12 protein-coding genes are annotated in these 17,645 nt (G+C 69.7%); 2 read left to right on the forward strand and 10 right to left on the reverse strand.

Translation table 11 applies throughout. From position 1 onward, the window contains the following. Window positions 1-271 precede the first annotated feature (271 nt). Window positions 272-2,407 carry a LysM peptidoglycan-binding domain-containing protein gene (locus CAP_RS45405; protein ID WP_197041321.1) on the forward strand — a complete coding sequence of 712 codons (2,136 nt, stop codon included), beginning with the start codon at window positions 272-274 and terminating at the stop codon, window positions 2,405-2,407. 7 nt (window positions 2,408-2,414) lie between these two features. Here CAP_RS45405 and CAP_RS23890 read toward each other — a convergent pair whose 3' ends face one another. The 8 genes from CAP_RS23890 to parA form a co-directional block, all read right to left on the reverse strand. Next, the gene (locus CAP_RS23890) at window positions 2,415-2,996 is read right to left on the reverse strand and encodes a hypothetical protein (RefSeq protein ID WP_044244945.1); all 582 of its coding nucleotides are present in this window, start codon (window positions 2,994-2,996) and stop codon (window positions 2,415-2,417) included. A gap of 3 nt (window positions 2,997-2,999) precedes the next feature. Next, on the reverse strand, window positions 3,000-4,838 hold the full coding sequence (locus CAP_RS48580) for an AAA family ATPase (RefSeq protein ID WP_197041322.1): 1,839 nt from the start codon (window positions 4,836-4,838) through the stop codon (window positions 3,000-3,002). A 128-nt stretch (window positions 4,839-4,966) separates the two neighbouring features. Further along, the gene (gene tssI / locus CAP_RS45415) at window positions 4,967-9,034 is read right to left on the reverse strand and encodes a type VI secretion system tip protein TssI/VgrG (RefSeq protein ID WP_052375779.1); all 4,068 of its coding nucleotides are present in this window, start codon (window positions 9,032-9,034) and stop codon (window positions 4,967-4,969) included. Between the two features lie 88 nt (window positions 9,035-9,122). After that, entirely contained in the window at window positions 9,123-11,006 is a 1,884-nt protein-coding gene (locus tag CAP_RS23905; RefSeq protein WP_044244947.1) for a type VI secretion system Vgr family protein, read from the reverse strand. Window positions 11,007-11,018: 12 nt separating this feature from the next. Then, window positions 11,019-11,897, reverse strand: coding sequence for a peptidoglycan-binding protein (locus CAP_RS48585; RefSeq protein WP_052375781.1), 879 nt, complete (start codon window positions 11,895-11,897; stop codon window positions 11,019-11,021). A 301-nt stretch (window positions 11,898-12,198) separates the two neighbouring features. Next, a complete protein-coding gene (locus tag CAP_RS23915) occupies window positions 12,199-12,567 on the reverse strand; it encodes a c-type cytochrome (protein WP_044244948.1) in 369 nt (122 codons plus the stop codon). Between the two features lie 175 nt (window positions 12,568-12,742). Beyond that, on the reverse strand, window positions 12,743-13,618 hold the full coding sequence (locus CAP_RS50845) for a hypothetical protein (protein WP_044244950.1): 876 nt from the start codon (window positions 13,616-13,618) through the stop codon (window positions 12,743-12,745). Next, window positions 13,569-14,252, reverse strand: coding sequence for a ParA family partition ATPase (gene parA, locus CAP_RS23925; RefSeq protein WP_044244951.1), 684 nt, complete (start codon window positions 14,250-14,252; stop codon window positions 13,569-13,571). The genes CAP_RS50845 and parA overlap by 50 nt, the downstream gene beginning before the upstream one ends. A 381-nt stretch (window positions 14,253-14,633) precedes the next feature. On the opposite strand from parA, the gene CAP_RS23930 reads away from it, so the two are divergent. Further along, window positions 14,634-14,963 carry a hypothetical protein gene (locus CAP_RS23930; RefSeq protein ID WP_044244952.1) on the forward strand — a complete coding sequence of 110 codons (330 nt, stop codon included), beginning with the start codon at window positions 14,634-14,636 and terminating at the stop codon, window positions 14,961-14,963. A gap of 23 nt (window positions 14,964-14,986) precedes the next feature. On the opposite strand, the gene CAP_RS23935 is transcribed toward CAP_RS23930, so the two are convergent. Beyond that, the gene (locus tag CAP_RS23935; RefSeq protein ID WP_044244953.1) at window positions 14,987-15,361 is read right to left on the reverse strand and encodes a VOC family protein; all 375 of its coding nucleotides are present in this window, start codon (window positions 15,359-15,361) and stop codon (window positions 14,987-14,989) included. Window positions 15,362-15,404: 43 nt separating this feature from the next. Next, window positions 15,405-16,100: a helix-turn-helix transcriptional regulator gene (locus tag CAP_RS23940; protein WP_044244954.1), complete on the reverse strand. Its 696-nt coding sequence runs from the start codon at window positions 16,098-16,100 to the stop codon at window positions 15,405-15,407. Between the last annotated feature and the right edge of the window lie 1,545 nt (window positions 16,101-17,645).

Consider the following 17,645-nt stretch of genomic DNA (forward strand, 5'->3'; position numbering starts at 1 on the left):
CCGGGTCTGCAATCGTCCTCCCATCGTCCTCCCATCGTCCTCTCCGCCGCGTCCTCCCACCGCCCTCGCATCGTCCTCTCCGCATCGCCCTCTCCGCCGCGTCCTCTCTGCTTTACCCATGCGGATGCGGCGCCTACGATGGCCCGTTCCTCCTGCGCTGGAGGACGAGGAGCAGAGGCAGGCCCGCATGGCGCAAGCAGGCAGAGTCGGGGACCAGGCCTTGTGCCTGGACGATGGTCGGAAGGGTCCTGGCAAAGAGGGATCTCCCGACGTGCTCATCAACGGACGCGCAGCCCTTCGCGTCTGCGACCCTGGCGAGCACGGCTCGGGTGGCACGTGGGAAGCCACGAAGGGCAGCACCGGCGTCTTCTTCAACGGCATGGCCGTGCACCGCCTCGGCGACCAGACGAAGCACGGCGACGCCGAGGGACAGCTCACCCAGGCGAGCCCCAACGTCTTCGTCGGCGACATGGGCCCTGGCAGCTCGAAGACCATGCCCCACAACCGCTCGGTCACCCTCGAGGTCACCGACGGCATGCAGCGCCAGGTGCAGCAGGCTGTGGCGCGGGTCACCTGCCCTCACAAGACCTACGAGGACAAACCGTTCACGCACAAGATCGAGCTGACCGGCCTGTGCGACGGCGCCTCGGTGACGCTCGTGAAGTCGCTCCAGCAAGGCGAGTGGGACAGCGCCGCCATGCGCGGCGGCACCGTCTCGCCCTCCTACGCGCACCTCAACGGTCCGGGCGCGGCGGCGACCCCCACCGCCGCCCCGGCTGCCGCTGCACCCGCTGCCGCTGCACCTGCCGCCGCTGCACCTGCCGCTGCTGCACCTGCCGCTGCTGCACCCGCTGCGGCCGCTGCACCGCAAGCGCTGAGCGCCGCGCCCGCGGCGGTCACCCGCGCTGCGAGCCCTGCCAGCAGCTACGCCGTCAAGCGCGGCGACACCCTGAGCGCCATCGCCTCCCGCAACAACACCACCGTCGCGGCGCTCCGGCAGGCCAACCCGCAGCTCAGGAACCCGAACCTCCTCTCCATCGGCCAGAACCTCAACATCCCTGGCGCCCCGGGCGCCGCGCCGGCATCGGCCGCGTCCCCGCCTGCTGCGTCCCCGCCTGTTGCGTCCCCGCCTGCCGCGACCCCGCCCGCAGCCTCGGCCTCGCCGCCCATCCCCCAGCCTCGGCCCGCGCAGGTCTCTCCGCCTGCCGCGCCAGCGTCACCGCCTGCCGCGCCAGCCTCTCCTCCCATCCCCCAGCCGCGCCCGGCGCAGGTCTCCCCGCCCGCCGCGCCAGCGTCACCGCCTGCCGCGCCAGCGTCACCGCCTGCCGCGCAGGCCTCGCCCCCGGCGCAGACCGTCCAGCCTGGCCAGCAGGCCGTCCATGCGCCGGCGCCTTCCGGCACGCCTGGCAGCGAGAGCCAGGTGACCGTCGCGCGTCCCAGCTCCGCGACCACGCGCGTGCAGCTCACCACCGTCCACAACTGGGTGGAGATGGTCTTCAAGGCCTTCAACCTCACCCTCCCCACCGAGGCCAAGAAGGTCGCGCTCCTCGGCGTGCGCGAGGCAGGCCTCGGCGGCACCGAGGCGAACGCCGCCGCCGGCAAGAACACCGAGAGCCGCTCGACGCGCGCCGCCGCGATGAGCACGGCGACCACCTACAACGATCTCCTCTACGTCGTCTGGACCGACGACGACGCCGCGAAGACCCAGAAGGTCGAGGTCTTCGAGTGCACCATCGACCCTGGCAAGACCGCGAGCGCCCTGGGCACGCCCTACCTCCTCGAAGGCAAGGAGTACCTCTGCAGGCCGGGCCATCACATCCCCAAGAAGTACCCGGGGACGGACATCGCCCTGCACATCTACACGGGCACTTACGGCAAGATCAAACTCGCCCGCGAGGCGACGAAGGCCTACCGGATCTTCAAGGACGTCGCGAGCGCCAAGACCACCAGCAACTGGAAGTTCGTCAACACCGAGGACAACAGCACCATCCACATGCACTTCGGCGGCGCCGGCGCGACCGTCGGCGGCTGGTCGGTGGGCTGCACCGTGCTGCATCACCAGCGCACCTCGGACCGCTACAAGCGCTTCCAGGCGATCTACCGGGCGGCGGCCAACAAGACCAAGATCCCCTACCTGGTCGTCTCCAGCCAGTACACGCGCCTCTACGCCGAGTGGGTCAAGGAGGTCGACAAGACCCCTGGCCAGCCCGCGGAGCCGAAGAGCGTGATCATCCAGAGCGCGCTCAAGTCCCCCCGCGGCAAGGAGGGCCAGTACCTGCCTTCCATCATGACCGAGGACTTCGCCAACGCCGTGCTCGACCTCGCCGCGAGCAACAGCACCAACGCCGCCAAGGCCGCGAACCTCCGCACCTCCCTCGACGCCGCCCTCTTCACCGTCGCCACCTGAGCCTCACTCAGGCAGGTGCGGGCGGTTGCGTCACGAGCGAGAGGGGTAGCCCGAACTCGATGGCTCTCCACTGGTCGAGCACCGCAGCGGTGACGTCCATCCCCAGCAGCTTGGCGTAACCACGGGCTGCGCTCTGCGCTGCCTGCATGGGGCCCTCGAGCGAGCGAAGCTCTTTGGGCGGGTTGTCCGGGAGCTTCATCACGAAGAAGAGCCGGACTCTGGCGTGGGTCCGGCACGGGAAGGGCAGCTCCTCGGCGAGCACCTTCCCGAAGCCGTGCCCGTGCCACACAGCGTGCATCATCACGAGCACGTCTTTCATGTTGGAGCGGATCTGAAGAGCAAGCTTCTCGCTCGCCGCCTGGCGCTCCGCGCTTGTCCTGTTCATGGCGGCTTCGCGCGCCATGGCATTTGGCAGGCTGTAGTCCTTCAGCTCCACGATGCAGAGTTCTTTGCGAGCCTCATCCCGGTAGCCGAAATCCATCTCGGAGATCGCCCACTTCTTCAGCTGCAAGCGGTAGCTTGGAAGCTCGCAAAAACGAAAGCCGCTCTCCGGAGGCAGGTCGACGCGAAACCCGGACTCGGTGAACATGCCTCACTCCTCCAGCGTGGCCCGCAGGTCTTCCTCGTAGAGGTCCAGCGACTCGTCGACGATCTCATTGTCAGGCAGCCCTTCGGCGAGGTCGAAGAAGGAGGACGCGACACCATCGGGCGTGCGCTGAAGGCAACACAGCTTCGCGAAGTCCGGCGCCTTCCGCGCGAGGAGCTGCATCTGCTTCAGCACGAAGTAACTGTGCGTCGCCATGAAGATCTGCACCCCGGCTTTGCCGAGGTTGAACAGCATCTCACACAGCGCCCGCGCGGCGCGGGGGTGCAGATTGGTCTCCGGCTCATCGAGAAACAGGATGGATCCAGGCCGGATCTGACCATTCTCAAGCAGCCTGGCCAGGAGGCCGATCTTCTTGATGCCCTCGGCGACGAGCGACATCCCGAAGCGCTCCCCGCCGCGCTGGAAGACGAACCGCCCTTCCACCTCATCGATCCGCCCCGTGAAGAGCGCCTCCAGGTCGTGCAGGACGCTCCGGAACCCCTCTGGTAGCTCCGCCTTCATGGGCTGCAGGCGCACCGCGCGGACGAGATCCTGATAGGTGTTGTCGAAGCCGAAGAACCGGAGCTGCTCGCGGACCGCGGCGATCGCATCCAGCGCCGTGAGGACCTCCTTCGGCGGAAGGTACAGCGAGCTGAGTCGCGGCTGCGGGAGCACGTCGCGGGTCGCCTCCGTGAGGTCGGTGGCCGAACGGCCTGCCGTCGCCGGAAGGGTGAACTGGTACTCCTCGTTGCGAATGATGCCCCGAGCCCGCGCCTCGGGAGCACCGCGCCGGACCAGCTCTCCGAGCTGCCCATTCTGAGGTTCGAAGGTCCAGAGCAGCTTGTCAGCCAGCACCTCTCGGAAGTTTGGTCGATCCGCGGCCATGCGCGCGGTGAAGTCTTCGACACTGCGCGCGAGTACGTACAGGATCTTGAGGAGCTGGCTCTTGCCAGTGTCATTGGTCCCGATCACCAGATTGATCCGGCCCATCTCGGACCATTCCAGCTCCGAGAAGGCTCCGAAGTGCTTGAGCCACACCGACTCGAAGAACAGCTGATCCTGCGCGGAGACCTCCTCCGGGGCTGGCTGCGCCGCGGAAGACATCCCGGGCTCGACCGGCTCCGTGTCCGTCGAGGGAGGGCTCGACGCAGCGAGGCGCTGGAACTCCGTGATGTCGACGAGTGGCGCTCCGCGCACATCGTTGCTCTCGCCGCGCGTCACGTACGAGAGCTTGAGGAGCGCCGCGCGAACGAGGCGCTCGAAAGCTCCGGAGGGTTCCTCGACGCGTCCTTCTGGAAGCAGGATCGTCAGCAAGCCAAAGCGGGTCGCCCCCTCGTTCTTGAACCCTGCATCCCGGAAGCTCTGCGACAGCGCGCTGGTCAACGGCCACGCGTCACGCTCTCCTTCGCGCACGAAGAGGCCGGAGTTGACCGAGACGGCGCAGCGCCTCTGTCCCTGGGTGTCGGAGATCCTCTGCGTCAGGTTGACCCACATGAGTTGCCGGTTGCGCGGCTTCGTGGCGGCCTCCAGGGCGAGTTGCCCCTCGTAGCGCCCTCGACCCCTCCAGACGCCCACCCGCACCTCGATGTCGACCTCGCCGGTGCCCCAGGAGCAATGCAGAAGCCGCGGTGCTGGCCAGGGACCGTCCCGCTCCACGCGGAGGCCCGGGAGGGGCCTTTTTCCTGGCAGCGTCGGCCAGGGGTCCACACCGGCATCCCTGTCTGGTGGAGCCATGGGCTCGACCTTCACGGACACGCCCCCGACATCCAGCATGATGGCGCTTGCCGCTTCGAGCACCTCCCGTGCGGCGCGCAGCGCCAGGCGGTTCGCGTCTTCATGTGCCATGGCGTGCATGCTCGGCGCCTGCACAGGACACTGTCAAGGCGGGCCCCGAGCATCACCTGGGCACCAGGCCGCGCTGTTGCGCCCTGGTGAGATGGGCTGACTTCAGAGCGCTACGTCAGCCTCTGAGGCTACCGGCGGGGCCGCTGCTGCCCTGGCGGCTGCTGACCTGGCCGCGCCTGTTGCCCCGGCGGCTGTTGCCCCGGCCGCACCTGCTGCCCTGGCGGCTGCTGACCCGGCCGCACCTGCTGCCCGGGTGGCTGCTGCCCCGGCACGGCGGCTGCGGGGTAGCGCTCGGCGAGCACCATCGCGGGCACCGGGTAGTTCGCGACGTTGCCGTGCGCGTCTTCGAGCACCCGCTCCACGTAGTGCTCGTTGCGCGCGTTGAGCGCCACGTGCTGCCCGTTCTGGATGTTGAGGAACGGATCGACCACGTAGGCCCGCCCGTCCGCGGAGGCGCGGAACTCGTTGCCGCCGTTGTAGGCGCGGATCGCCCCGCGCAGCACCAGCCCCTCCGGCGCCTCCGGCAGGTTCGGGTTGTTGCGCCGCAGCCGCGCCAGCAGACGCCGTGACGTCGCCACGTGCGTGTTGCGGAAGCTCTGCACGCCCTCGCGCACGTTCTTCTTCCAGTCCCAGAAGATGCGGGGGAAGAAGTTGTTCGGCTCCGTCACCCGGTTCTGCGGCCACACCCACTCGTCGGCCACCGGATCGCGCTGCGCGATGCCCACGCCCGCGGGCGCGCCGAAGAGCGGCTGACCGTCCGCGAACTGCTCCAGCCGGTGCACCGACTCGTGGCACATGATCCGGAGCAGGCACCAGGCCTGGTCGCCCGCGACCTCGGCGATGAGCGCCTCCACGTGCCGCCGCTCGGCGTTCTTTCCCTTCACCTTCATCCCGGTCACGGTCTTCGTGGCCTTCAGGTTGCCGATCTCGGGGCCGCCCTCGAAGGTCACCGTCAGCTCCAGGTCGCCGCCGCAGAGCTCTCCGGGCGTGAGCGTGAACTCCTTCTCCTCGTTCGGCGCCGTGGTCGTGCTGCCCCCGCTCAGGCGGTAGCGCTGGTTGATCGCGCGCTGCGAGTTCTGGGGATCGCGCGCCTTGTACGTCCCGCTGATCGTGAACTCCCAGGTCAGCTTCCCGGCCGACAGCTCCTGCCCCTGGAAGGTCACCTTCGCCTGGAGCTTCAGCTTGGGCATCGACGGGTCGGGCGTCGGGTGCCCGCCAGGCTCGATCTCGTGCTGGCTGTTCGCCGTCGGCGACACCACCTCGATGGTGATCGGCACCGCGTGCGTCGTCGCCTGCGCCACGCGCGCCGGCTGGGCAGGCGTCTCGCCGACCTGCACGCGCGGCGGCGTCTGGGTCTGCGCCGCGGGCCCCGTCGTGGGGCGCGTCTGCGGCACGGGCGCCTGCGGACCCGCGGGCTGCGCGGCTGCGGGCTGGGCCGCGGGCTGGGCCGCCGCGGGCCCTGTCGTGGGGCGCGTCTGCGGCACGGGCGCTTGCGTCGCCGCTGCGGGCTGGCCGTTGCCACTCCCGGGCAGCGCCGCCCCTTGTCCCGGGGCGGCAGGCGACGCCGCGCTGTTCGCGCTGTTCGCGCTGCTCGCGGGCAGCGTGATCTGCTGCCCGACCTTCACCCGGTCGGGGTTCGAGATCTCCGGGTTGAGCCGCAGCAGCGCCCCGACGGTGGTGTTGTTCTCCGCCGCGATCTTCCCGAGCGAGTCGCCGCTCCTCACCCGGTAGGCGCTCCCTGCCGGGGGGGTGATCGCTTGCTGCGGCGCCGCAGCGCGCACCTGCGCAGGCGCCGCGGGCGTGGTCGCCGCCGGGGGGGCCGCAGGGGCTGCCGCAGGAGCCGCGGGCGCGGCAGGTGCTGCCACGGCCGGGCGCGGCGCGGCAGCCGCAGGCGCACCGCCACCAGGCGCACCACCTCCCGACGCTCCCCCAGCCGCTCCCCCAGCCGCTGCAGCCGGGGTTGCAGCCGGGGTTGCAGCCGGTGCTGCTGCGGCCGCGGGCGCTGCGGGTGCTGCCGCAGCGGGCGTCGCCGCAGCGGGCGGTGGCGAGCCCACCACGAGCCGGTAGCTCCCCGTGTCTTCCACGGGGAAGCGCACCATCCCTCGCCCGTCGGTGCGGCGCGCTGCCGAGACGTCCCCGTCGCCCTGCTCCACGTAGCAGGTCACGTCGGCCATGGGCGCGCCGTCGTCGGAGATCAGCTTGAACCACACCTCGTGGTCGCTCGTCGCGGCCTTCGCCGCGTCGCCCTGCTTCACCTCCACGGGCGGGTTGATCTGCACGAAGGGCCCGCCGTTGATCTTCACTTCCTTGCCGCGGATCGCGATGCTCGACTCCGCGGTGACGATGATGTCCGGCCCCACGAGCTGGATGGTCGCCCCGCCCGTGGTCACCGTGATCCTCCCGGCGATCATCTCCCGCTTCGTCGCGCCCTCGGCGACCACGGGATCCGCGGACTCGGCGACCCGGCTCGCGCCCTCCACCTTGCCCATCGTCACCGCGTGCCCGCCGCCGGCCTCGATCGCGTCCTCCTCGACGACGTTCACCCCGAGGTCGCTGGCGATGATCAGCGTCCGGTCACGCCGCGCCGTCTCGCTCTCGTCGTTCTTCACGACCTTCTGCAGGTCGCGCTCCGAGCGGATGTACACCTCCTCGAAGCCCGCTTTGTCGTCGAACGAGATCTCGTGGTAGCCCGACCCCTCGGGCGTCGAGCGGGTCCGCCACACGCTCTTCGTCTGGTTCGCGGGCAGCCCGTACGGCGGCGGCGCCGCCCCGTTGTACATCCGCCCCACGATCACCGGCTCATCGGGGTTGCCCTCGTAGAAGTCGACCACCACCTCGTGGCCCACGCGCGGCAGCGCCATCATCCCCCAGCCGCCGCCGGCCCAGCCCTCGTTTACCCGCACCCACGCCGTGCGGTTGTCGTCGTACTCCCCCTCGCGGTCCCAGTGGAACCGCACCCGCACCCGCCCGAACTCGTCGGTGTGGATCTCCTGCCCGGAGGGCCCCACCACGATCGCGCTCTGCAGCCCCTCGACCCGCGGCCGCGGCGTCTTGTGCTGCGGCTGGATGGGGTCGTCGGCGAATGCTGCGGCCACGCCCAGCGTCCACTCCCCCGCCGAGTCTCCCTGCAGGCTCACCTGGGTCACGATCAGGGTCCGGTCCGGCGCGAGCTGCGGCTTCGGGTGGCCCGAGAAGCGCACCGCCATCCCCGCCGCGAGACCGAGCACGTTCGACGAGAAGTGCACCCCGTGCTTGTCGCTGCGCATGCCCTTGAGCTGCGCGCTCGCCAGCGCGTAGCCCTCGTGCTCGCTCACGCGCGCGTGGCTCTTGCCGTCGGCCACGGGCGAGTCGTTGGGCAGCTCTCCCGATGCTGGCAGATCGATCTTCCCCGCGCCCGGCGCGTAGCGCGCCTGCTCCAGCATCTCCTCGCCGTCGCCGAACGCCTCGAAGCGGTAGGTGAGCCGGTAGCGGGGCCGCCGGAAATCGTAGTCGATGATCGCCGCCTTGCCGGGCCGCACCCCGGTCGCCATGGTGATCGCGCTCGCCCACGGCGTCGTCAGCCGCTCGCCCGGGTTGTCCAGGTAGGGCAGCGGCGCGCGCTCCGGCGTCGCCGCCTCGGGCGCGTCCGCGAGCACCAGCTTCGACGCCTCGCTCGACGCCTCGCCCGACGCGCCTGACGTCAGCGCCTCGAAGAAGTAGCTGATCCCCGCGTCTTCGAGGATGCGGCTCAGGAACGCGAAGTCCGTCTCCCCGTACTGCGCCCGGTACTCGAGCTTCGGGTGCCGCGCCTGGTCCACCTTGAGTTCCACCGGCACGCCCCACTCGCCGAGGAGCTTCTCGGCGATCTCGGGCGCCGACGCATGCTGGAAGATGCGGTGGTTCACCCGCTGGGTCAGAAGCCACAGCGTCGGCGCCAGGCTCACCCGGTAGGTCGAGAGGCCGTCTTCCTCCACGTCGAGCAGCTCCGCGCCGAAGCAGAGCCCTGCCCACTCCCGCACCCCGAGGTCACCGCCCTCCACCCGGAAGCGCGCGGGCTTGCCGACCAGCGCGTCGAGGTCCACCGAGGCGCTCGGCGACATGACCACGAGCGCCACCTCGAAGAGCATCGAGAGGCCCTCCTGCACCTCGAAATGCCGCACGGCCATGCCGGCCGCATCTGCCGGAGAGTCGGAGAAGGAGAGCTCCAGGAGTGCCATCGGTTCCGTCGTTTCCGGGGCGCTGCGGAGACCTCTGCCGGCGCGGCCCCGGGCGAGGACCGGAGCGCGCCGGAGAGATCGCGGCGCCTCAGTCGCAGTTGATCTTCACGTTCGGGCCGCCCTTGATGATCACGTCACCGGAGCGCGCGGTGATGGTGATGTTCCCCTCCGCCTCCAGGGCGACGTCGGGGCCGTCGAAGGTCAGCGAGGCCTGACCCGTGGTGTAGACGATCTTCTTGTCGGACATGGTGAGGCTCGTGGGAGCGCCCCCGCCCCCGCCGCCTTCGGCCTTGATCACCACCTCGTGACGCTGGCCGACCACCGTCGAGTCCATCCCGCCGATGGTCGCCTTGCGGCTCCGCCCCACGCTGATGGTGCGGCTGCCGCCGGTGCGCTCCACCTCGTCCATCTTCACGAGCTTGGTCAGATCGCGCTGGGCCTGGATGCTGATCAGCTCCGCGCCCTTCTGGTCCTCCAGCATGATCTCGTTGAACCCGTCCGAGCTCGGCGTCGAGCTGGTCTTCCACCCGCTCCGGGTCTGGTTCTTGGGCAGCGCGTACGGCACGCGCGTGGTGTTGTTGAAGACCCGCCCGATGATCAGCGGCTGGTCGGGGTTGCCTTCCAGGAAGCCCACGGTGACCTCCTGCCCCACGCGCGGGATGGTCATCATCCCGTACCCACCGCCGGCCCAGCCCTGGCTCACCCGGATCCAGCACGAGCTCTTCTCGTTCATCTGGCCCTCGCGATCCCAGTGGAACTGGACCCGCACCCGCCCGTACTCGTCGGTGTGGATCTCGGCCCCTTCGGGCCCCACCACGACGGCGCTCTGCACGCCGGTGATCTTCGGCCGCGGCGTCTTCCTCGCCGGCCGGAACGGCTCCGTCGCCTGCGCCGCGCGCCCGCTCACGCTCCACTCCGCCCCTGGCGCGCCGCTCAGCGCCAGCTCGGTCACGAGGAGGTTCTTCCCGGCCCCGAAGAGCGGGTGCGGGTGGCTCGCCACCGAGAAGATGGTCCCTGGCGCGAGCGTGAGCGCGCTCGACTCGAACCCCACCGTCACCCGGCTCTTCCGCTCTCCTTCGAGCCCGCGGCTCGCGAGCGCCGCGCCCTCTTTCTCGTCGTGGCGCGAGGCCCCTGCGGCAGCCACGTCGCCCGCGGCCGTCCCCTCCACCAGGAACGCCCCCGGCTCGTACTGGTAGTGCTCCAGCCTGTCCTCGGGCGCGCGCCCCCCGGCCGCCTTCCCGAACAGCTCGAAGTCGGGCCGGCGCTGGAAGTCGAAGTCGCGGATGGTGTGCGCGCCCTGCCGCACCCGCTGCGCCACCGTCAGCCGGGTCAGGTACTCCACCCGCGCCTCGCGCGGCGGCTGATCGTGGAAGATCATCGGCCCGCCGGGCCTGTGCTCTGCGGCCTGCGGCCGGTCCGAGAGCACGAGCTGGCTCTGGCCCTTCTCCCCGTCGAACTCGAAGAAGAACGAGATCCCCGCCTCTTCCAGGAGTCGGCTGAGGAAAGCGTAGTCCGTCTCCGCGTACTGCACCCGGTACTCGAAGCGCGGGTACTGCCCCTTGTCGATCTTCGAGACCGGCGTGATCTGCCACTCGGCGAGCAGCTTCTCCACGATCTCGGGGATGGAGACGTGCTGGAAGATGCGGTTGTTCTGCCGCTGCGTTGCCAGCCACAGGTGCGGCACGATGCGCAGGTGGTAGGTCGACAGCCCTGTCTCCTCCCCCTGCACCTGCTCGAACTGCGAGCAGATCCCGGTCCAGGCGCGCGCCTGGGGCATCGCGCCGAGCGAGCCGCCGTTGATGCGGAACGACGCGCCTTGACCGACCACCGCGTCGAAGTCCACGTCATCGATGCGCGAGAGCGCGACCACCGAGACGTCGAACAGCCCGCTGATCGCCTCGCTCACCCCGAAGTGGCGCACGGAGAGATCGAGGCCTGACGCAAACGAAAGCTCGAGGTTGTCCAGGATCATCGTTGACCGCTTCTAGGCGAGCACCTTGAGCGCCCGGTTGTAGTACTTTTTCCGGTCCTCGTAGTGGAGGCGGGCACTGTTGATGCGGTAGGTGAGGTCCCAGAAATTGCCCGCATCCGCGAGGGCATTGAGCTTCCGCTTCTTCCAGTACCAGCCCGCGATGCGGAACCCCACCGAGGGCTGGCTGGCGATGGTGGGGTTGCCCTCCAGGTCGAGCCCGAGGTCCTTCCCTGCCGACCGGTAGTTCGAGCGCCCCGTGAGCTGGATCGGCCCGCGCCCCTTGTAGCGCTTGCCGTCGCCCACGTTCACGTTGCCAAGCTCCAGCGCCTTCTTCCGGTTGACGGTGATGTCGTAGGCCTGACCGGAGGCGATCTCCTCCATCCACCGGAACTCGCCGCTCTCGTGCGCGAGCTGCGCAACGAACGCCGAGATGCGCAGCCGGCTGTTGATCTCGAACTCCGCCATCGCGCGGTTCAGGTGATCGAGCATGGTCTCGGCCCGCGCCCGCTTGACCACGGTCATCACCTTGCAGAGCTGGTCGAGGGTGATCAGCGTCGGCGCCGCCCCCCCCTTCCCTCCGGCGGGCGTCTGCCCACTCCCGCCGCCTCCGCTGCCCGTCCCGGAGCCAGCGCCCGGCGCGCCTCCCGACGTGCCGCCCGACGTGCCGCCCGACGTGGAGGGCGCCTTGTCGAGCGCCGCCTGCGTCTTCGGCCCGGCCACGCCATCGACCGTGAGGCCTTTCTGGCGCTGGAACTCCTTGACCGCCCTCTCGGTCCTCGGACCGAAATCCCCGTCCACGGGGATGCGCTGATCTGGAGGCAAGTGCTGGTTGAGCTGCCGTTGCAGCTCCTCGACCTCCGGTCCCCGCGCACCTTGCTTGAGGCTCGTCATGCGACTCCCAAGGTACGAGACGGTAGCTTACCGCCCCCCACCTTTGGAATCCTCAAGGTCACGTCCCAAGGCGAAACCCATGCAGCTTCGCCGCACTCTTCGCTCGCCGCTGAAGGACGCGACGCAGCAACGTCACGATTCCGAGATCGTTGCCTCACCAAGGAGTGGGCATGACCACCGGCACCCGACGACCACGGGGTTCACGGCTGCGGAGAGGTCACGAGCACGAGGGAGGGGACCGACGTCCACGCGAGGCGTGTTGCGCGCCCGCGACAGGCGCGCGACGCGCGGCGCGCGACGCTCAGAGGCAGGACAGGTACACGCGCAGATCGTCGACCGCGCTCTTTTCGAGTGCCGGGCTGGGCGGCGCCGGCATCTCGCCCGCGTCGACCTCGCTCATCATCTTCTCGGCGTTCTCCCTGACGACGGCTGCGTCGGTGAAGTCGTAGCCGCCCTGCATCCCGGTGTTCGGTGCGTGGCAGGAGTTGCACCGCGTCTCGATGACCTGCGCCCCTCGCGCCTGCTGATCTGCTGAGTCTGCGGGGCACTCGATGAGGCTGCTCTGCGAGTCCCCATCCTCATCGCCATCTCCGCCACCGCAACCCACCACGAGAGCAAGCGTCGCCAAAGCAAGGACACCGTACCGGCGCCGAATCGAGAACATCTTCATGCAACGCATTCTACGTTCGGTCATCGACGCCGCGAAACCCAGAAGGCGCCGCGCCTCCGTGAAGACGGATGTCGACGCCAAGACACCCGCACACCCGCGCACCCGCGCGTGCGCACCCCACCCCCGGGTGCGTTCCCCCACCACCGCTCGCGTCATGCTGGAATGATGCGCAGCCTCAAGCCGCCCAGGGGCGCTTCTGCCACAGCCCGACCAGTGCCCGGCCCACCAGGAGGACCTGCTCCACGCGGCTCCCCTGCCGGAACGCATCCGCCCACTTGCGCGGCTCCTCCCACCGGAACGCATCCGCCCACTTGCGCGGCTCCTCCCACCGGAACCCCGCGCCTGCCGTTCCCTCTGGTGCCCCCTCGTCCCTGCGCTCCCCACCTCCCAGGCGACGTGACAGGTGCTGATCGAGCGCCTCGCCGATCACCTGGCTCACGTCATACCCCTGGGCGATGCAGTGCATCGCCAGCCGCTCCGCGAGCGGCTGCGGCAGGACCACCGAGAACGGCGTCATCCCCGCGCCCACGACCCCCACGGCCGTCCCTTCCACGGAAGCCGCCCACACCTCCGCGGAGGCCGCCATGGTCGCCTCCGCCACCGGATTCACCGCAGCTTCCGGCTTTTCAGCGGTCTCCAGTGGTGCAGCAGCCTCGGGAGCAAGAGCGCCCTGCAGTTCCACAGGAGTCGCCGCCTCCAGCACCGCGGCAGCCACCGTCTCCGGCTTTGCAGCAGTCACCGCCTCCGGCTCCGCGGCAGTCAGCGTCTCCGACGACAGCACCGCGGCAGCCACCGTCTCCGGCTTTGCAGCAGTCACCGCTTCCAGCTCCGCAGCAGCCTCGGGTGACGAGGCGACCGCAGACACCGCTGCGTCCGCAGACACCGGCTCCACCACGGCCCGCGCCACCACGGTGGGGGCGACGGGTGCGCGGCGGCGGCGCCTGGAGGACGGGTTCACGGACTGCGCCTCCGCGCCTCCCGTCACGAAGGCATCGAGCTTCTCAGGCGACGGCGGCTTCCGCAACGATACCGCGACGTGCTTCTTGGCCATGGCAGAGCATCTCCAGTTCGTCGAACAGTTGAACGATCTCTCGGGCGGCGGCGTCTCGCGGGGCGTAGCTCGTCACGCCTTGCCCCATCGCCAGCGCCTCCTGATAAGCGACGCGGTAGCCGAGCTCCGTCTTGAGCACCGGCAACCCCGTGGTCTCCAGCACCGCACGCGCCCCCTTCCCGAGCGCCGTGCGCCCTTGCTTGCGCGTGATCAGCACACACCCTTGCAGCGCTTCCCGCAGCGCCCGGGCCTCCTCGAACACCTCCACGGCGGCCGACAGCGCCCACGCATCGGCCGCCGTCGGCCCGCAGGGAAACACCGCCACGTCCGCGACCATCAGCGCCGACCGCGCCACCTCCCCCTGCCGCGGCGGACAGTCGATCAGCGTCAGGTCATACCGCCCTGCCACCTCCCCGAGCTGCCCGGGCCGGTGCATCGCCGCCCCCATCGCCACGATGGTCGGCATCGGATGCTCCGCCTCGCACGCCACCTCCCCCCATGTCCTGACGGTGCCCTGCGGATCCGCATCGACGAGCAGCACCCGCCGCCCCCGCTCCATGGCGGCCACCGCCAGGCTCACCGCCGTGGTGCTCTTGCCGATCCCGCCCTTCTGGCCGGTGAGCGCGACAATCATGAGCCCCGACTACCGGACGCACTGCGTCACGGCCCAATTTTTTGCAGCCTGCCTCGCCGATCGTGACGCGCGACGCGCGACGCTGGAAACGCTCCCCCCCCCACGCCTCGCGCACGGGGAACCTCCGCGGCCCTGCACGACCTGGATCCGCATCAGGCGTGCCCGCGAGGCGGGGAGGACGAATTCGGTGGAAGGCTTGCGAGGGTCGAACTACGGCGGGTTCGTTCGATGGCACCGGTCGGTCTTCGCGCGGCAGTCGGCTCTCTCGCAGCGATCGTGTCGCTGTCCGCGTGCAGCCGTCCTGCTTACGACCCTTCGCCCGAAGGCAGTGTGCTGACAGCGTGGAGCGCGCCCGCGCCGACGAAAGACGTTGGCCCTTCGGTGACCCAGGAGATCACCTCTCCGACGGGAACGAAATACCGCGTCGACGCGCGCATGGGCACGGCGGACGACAAGCGAGTGCCCGCGAAGGTGCGGATCGAGCTGCTTGGCAACCCGACGCGCGCCGACATCGACGTGAGGTGCGAGACGCCGTTGCAGTTCGCGACCGATCCGGCGGACGTGTTCTCGACCTCCTGCAGAGCCTTCGAACGCACCGGCAGCAAGAGCCTCGTCGGCACCAGGCTGCTTCAGCGCGCGGTCACGCTGCGCATCGTCGGCGACGGCCGCATCCTGCTGGAGCTGGATGGCGCGGCAGCCAGCGCTCCGTGAGCTGCGGGCCCTCTCCGTGGAGCTCAGCGCGGATTGACGGCGAGAAAGAACGGCCGCAGGCGATGCCCGTCGGGATCTTCCACGACGAAGGTGAACCCGAACGCCATGTCGGTCGGCTCCTGCAGCACCTTCAGCCCGAGCTGCGTCCACTCCGCATAGGTCTGGCGCACGGCGTCCCTGCTCGGCTCGGTGAACGCGATCTCCACGCCGCCCGGTGCCGCGGGCACGGGCTCCATCTCGCTCGCGCGCCACAGCCCGATCTTGAGGCCCGAAGGCAGGACATACAGCACGAAGGACCCGGAATGCTCGACCGGCTCCCGGCCGAGGAGCTGGGTGTAGAGCCTGGCGCTCTCGCGCGGATCGCGGACGGAAAGCAGCACGTAGTTCAAGGTTCGCATCGGTCCTCCTTGGTGGATGAGCCGAAGATGCCCCCTCGGGCTGTCAGTTTCTGGCAGCAGCCACCACGTGCTGCTTCTCGCGCCACTCCGCGACCATCACCTTGCGCTGGCGCGGGTAGCGCGTCGCCGTCACCTCGCACTCCGCGATGCGATCCACCCGGAAGCCCCGGTAGTCGCGACGCAGCTCGCACCACGCCGCGAGCACCATCACCCGCTCGAAGAACCCGATCAGCAGCGGCCACACGGTGCGCCTGGTGAGCGCGCCCCGCTCGTCGCGGTAGGCGATGGCGATCTTGTGCTCCTTCCGGATGGCAGCCCGGATGCCTGCCACATCGACCACCGTCATCGCAGCCTGCACGCCGGGCACGGTCAGCGTCACTGCATCGACGCTCTCCCGCAGCGCCTCCGGCAGCACCGCGCGCACCTTGGCGACCGCATCCTCGGCCGCCGCCCCGAGGCGCGCATCCCCTCGCGCCGCCACCCAGCGCGCCCCGAGCACCAGCGCCTCAATCTCATCCTCCGACAAGTTCAACGGAGGCAACGTGAACCCCGGGCGCAGCACATACCCAAGCCCGGGATCACCGCTGATGTCCGCCCCCTGGGCCCGCAGGGTGGCCACATCGCGGTAGAGCGTGCGCAGCGAGATCCCGAGCGCCCGCGCCAGCTCCGGCCCCGCCACCGGCGCGCGGTGCCGCCTCAGCAACTGCAGCAGATCGAGGAGCCGGGAAGCCCGAGACACAACGCCAATGTTTCTTGTAACTCTCGCGACTGGCCAAGTCGTATCAAGCAGAGGCTCAGCTACTACTTTCTGTTGCCGCATGACGGCGGCACGTCCCCATGCTGCTGACTTCTATCAGCATGAGGAGTCGAAATGGCCGTGAGCCATGCCGGTCTCTATGAATTGTCGCGCGACGCTGACTACCTTACCGTAGACGTCACCGTGTTGTTCCGCGGTCGCGAGGTGTACGCCGAGCCGCAGATGAATGGAAGGTCCTCATCTTCGAAGACTTGAGACGTTGGCGTGCTGAAGATTGTTTCGTACTCGACGCGACGGCTCGGCTCGAGAACACGCACCGCTTGAAGTAGCTCTTTCAGCGAGCGATGACCGCTGCGGGCAGAGCAAGTAGCGAAGAAGTAAGGGACGTAGTCCTTCGCGGCCCGCTCAAGAAGGCCCGATATAGTCGGAGCCATGCCCTTCGGCAGGGTACCTTGGACTCGTCTGACGGTCGCCACCTTCACCTGGAACGAGGCGAGGAATTTCTTTTGTAGGTCCGGATCGAGTTCATCGAAGAGCGGTGGTGTGTCTGAGGGGCTCTGTTCCTGCTCATGACTGAATGCGTCAGACCCCGGAGCGTAGGCGCCGTCTTCAATAATCGATTTCCATAGAGAGCTAACGATCGAGTCTTTCGTTCGTTGGCACCCCGCAGACGACGTCCACCCCTGATGCACAAGGCGCGGGGGCGGGGGGTGCGCGGTCGGCGGGGCTTGGGGGGCCCCGCCGATCGAGCACCACCCCCCGCCCCGACACCGCTCCTCCCCCCACGCCGCAGACATCCCGGCCTCGCACCCGAACCGCCCCCCCGCGGAAGGGCTCCCGTCGGTTTCAGCTTCAGCCCACGCTCCCCGTGGAAGGGGTCCCGTCGATCGCCTCCCCCACCTCTCCCCGAGGAGAAGAGGTGCCTGGACCCGCCGACCCACCCCTCCCCGCCGCAAGAACGGGTCGGGGAGGCCTCCTGCACCCTTTCCACCCCCGAAACACGCGGGGAGGCGCCGACCGACCCACGTCGTTCCACCCGCAGCAACCCCTCCGAGGGACGCCGACCGCACCCCTTCCACGGCGAGAGAGGGTCCGTCGGACGCCGACTGCACCTCTCCCACGGCGGGAACACCTGAAGCCGCCACCGACTGCACCCTTCCACGGGGGGAGCACCTGGGTCGGCGCCCCCTGCACTCCCTCCCCCGCGGAACCCAGCCGGCGCCGGAGACCCGCGCACCCCTTTCCGACGGCAGCCATGGGCCTGTCGGCGACCGACGTCACCCCTTCCACGCTTAGCGACGCCTTCCTGGCTTCCCGACGTCACCCCTTCCCGGCCCGCGGTGCCCTCCTGACTCGCCGACACCACGGCTCCCCGGCCAGACCCTCCCTGGTCGCCCCCTCCCTGTAAGCCCCTCGCCCTCCCGATCCGTTACGCTCCCACCATGGCCCCCCGTGCCTCCAGCACCCTCCGCGCCTCCCCAACAGCCCGCCCCTCCCGCCCCCCCTGCCCCTCCCGCCCCCCCTGCC

This window comes from Chondromyces apiculatus DSM 436, from assembly GCF_000601485.1.
Taxonomy (GTDB): Bacteria; Myxococcota_A; Polyangia; order Polyangiales; family Polyangiaceae; genus Chondromyces; species Chondromyces apiculatus.